The sequence below is a fragment of the Aquitalea sp. S1-19 genome, from assembly GCF_024343515.1.
On record NZ_RJTZ01000216.1, the window covers coordinates 1 to 2,681 of the forward strand.

3 protein-coding genes are annotated in these 2,681 nt (G+C 61.5%); all 3 read right to left on the minus strand.

Annotation, left to right across the window (positions count from 1 at the left end; genetic code table 11):
• On the minus strand, positions 1–482 hold a 482-nt coding region (locus EGI20_RS17365), incomplete at its 3' end, for a glycine--tRNA ligase subunit alpha (RefSeq protein WP_498632967.1).
• A gap of 114 nt (positions 483–596) precedes the next feature.
• On the minus strand, positions 597–1,961 hold the full coding sequence (gene hemG / locus EGI20_RS17370) for a protoporphyrinogen oxidase (protein ID WP_498632968.1): 1,365 nt from the start codon (positions 1,959–1,961) through the stop codon (positions 597–599).
• A gap of 97 nt (positions 1,962–2,058) precedes the next feature.
• A partial coding sequence (locus EGI20_RS17375; protein ID WP_498632970.1) for a zinc-binding dehydrogenase occupies positions 2,059–2,681 on the minus strand: 623 nt, incomplete at its 5' end.

A 2,681-nucleotide genomic window follows, 5' to 3' on the forward strand; every position in this document is an offset into this window, starting at 1 on the left:
CCGTAGGTAATCTCACCCAGCACCGGCTTGCAGTCGAGGCCGCCAACCTGCTGGAAGTAAGTGAACTGGGTCACTTCCATACCGTTCAGCCAGACCTCCCAACCCAGACCCCATGCACCCAGAGTCGGATTTTCCCAGTCGTCTTCGACAAAGCGGATGTCGTGGATGGTCGGATCGATGCCCAGTACCTTGAGCGAGCCCAGATACAGCTCCTGGATATTGTCAGGGCTAGGCTTCAACGCCACCTGGAACTGGTAGTAATGCTGCAGGCGGTTCGGGTTTTCACCATAGCGCCCATCCTTGGGACGGCGCGAAGGCTGGACATAGGCCGCGTTCCAAGGTTCGGGGCCGATTGCGCGCAGGCAGGTGGCCGGATGCGAAGTTCCGGCGCCCACCTCCATATCGAAGGGCTGCATAAGCACGCAGCCCTGCTGGCTCCAATAATTCTGCAGCGTAAGGATGATTTCCTGGAAGGTCAGCATGGCGTGTCAGTATGAAAGAATCAAACGTCGATTCTAACGGTTCAGGACGATGGGGAAAAGCAAACGGCAGGGAAGAAGCCCCTGCCGTGGTAGGAAAACCGCTTATTTACCCAATCAGGGCAGAGAAGGCGAAGCGCCAGCCAGTTGCAAGGCAAGCTTCTTACCCTTGTCCATGCAATCGGGCACCGATACGCCATCGAGAAAACTCGCACACACATGGATGCCGCGCGCAGCCAGACGCGCCGCCGCCTCACGAGCGGCCAGCACTTCCACGCTGCCCTGGGCGATTGCCTCGGGCCAGCGCACAATCACCTGCTCGCAAGCTTCGCCCGTGACGCCAAACACGTCCGCCAGTTCCTGATTCAGCCGTGCCAGCAACTCTTCATCGGCAAGGGCGGCATGTGCGGCATACTGCGCGCCGCCGACAAAGCTGGTAATCAGCATCTCGCCCTCGGCACAGCGCCCCGGATACAGCGCACCGGTCATCAAATGGCCGGCGGAAAAAGCGCCCTCTGCTGCCGGGTTCAAGCCGCCAAAGCCTTCTAGCGGGCGCATCACCTGCGTGCAGCGCAAACGCGTGACCACCACCGTCATCGGCGCATAGCGAATGGCCGCGAAAGCGGCCGCCGCCTCGGCGTCGACCTCCTCCAACAGGTGCGCCGCCCCGAAAGCGGGCAAGGCCAGCACCACCTGCTCGGCCAGATGGCTCTGCCCGCCGGCCTCGACTTGCCAGAGCGCACCACTTGGGCGCAAGGCCGTCACCGGGCAGCTCAAGCGTACATCCAGCGTACGCGCCAGCGCGCGCGGCAGGCTTTCCAAACCGCCAGAGAGCGAATAGGTATTACGGCGCTGCATGCCGCCCTTCAGTGCTTTGCGCAACATGCCGCCGCTGATCGAACCGGCCGTACGCTCGACCTCGGCCAGTACGCCCAGCGTTTCATCGATCAGCAACTGTTCGGGGTCACCGGCAAACACGCCGCCGACAAAGGGATTCACCGCCTTGGCCAGCACCTCGTCCCCCAGCCGGCGACGAAAAAAGCCGGCCACGGTTTCGGGGCGGGTGGCCGGACGGTTGCGCCGGAACGGCTCGCTCAGCATGCGCCACTTGGCACCCATACTGAAAAAGTCGCCAAACAGCAGCGCACCGGGCCCGCCAGGCAGACGGCGATAACGCCCCTGGCTTAGCACAAAGCGGTGGCGCGATTGCGCCGACGGATACTCGACCTGTAGCCCCAGCTTATCCAGCCACGCCAGATGCGCTTCGCCTGCCATCAGGGTATTGGGGCCGGCTTCAAACAGCGCACCGTTCTGGCCAAGGGTACGGATCTTGCCGCCCACCCGTTCGCCAGACTCGAATACGCGCACTGTCATGCCCTGCCCGGCCATAAACCAGGCCGCAGACAGCCCGGAGATACCGGCACCGACGACCGCCACGTGCAATGGCGAAAGGGGGAAAGTCTGCAGTGTATTGTCGTTCATTGTGTCAGCATGCCAGAAGATGGCATTTTGCCCGTTGATAAGCATCAAGGCCGGCGTCACGCGACACCGGCCTTGATGGATAAAGCCAGAAAAACGCTTATTGCCAGTCGAGAATGACCTTGCCACTCTGACCCGACAGCATGGCGGCGAAGCCCTGCTCGAAATCATCCACCTTGTAGTGGTGAGTAATGATAGGGGTGATATCGAGGCCGGACTGGATCAGCGCCACCATCTTGTACCAGGTCTCGAACATCTCGCGCCCGTAAATACCCTTGATCTCCAGACCCTTGAAGATCACCTGATTCCAGTCAATGGCGGTGTCGGCAGGCGGAATGCCCAGCAGCGCGATCTTGCCGCCGTTGTTCATCACTTCCAGCATCTGGCGGAAGGCATGCGGGTTGCCGGACATCTCGAGGCCGACATCGAAGCCCTCGCACATATGCAGCTCGCCCATCACCTGCTTCAAGTCTTCCTTCGCCACATTGACCGCACGGCTGGCGCCCATCTTGCGGGCCAGATCCAGACGGTACTCGTTGACATCGGTCACCACCACATGGCGCGCGCCGACATGGCGGGCGACGGCCACCGCCATAATGCCGATCGGGCCGGCACCGGTAATCAGCACGTCTTCACCGACCATATTGAAGCTCAAGGCGGTATGCACGGCATTGCCGAACGGATCGAAAACCGCCGCCAGATCATCCGAGATGCCTTCGGGAA

Bases quoted from the DNA above. Each gene is read 5' to 3' on its own strand.
- hemG (WP_498632968.1), bottom strand. From the start codon at position 1,961: ATGAACGACAATACACTGCAGACTTTCCCCCTTTCGCCATTGCACGTG.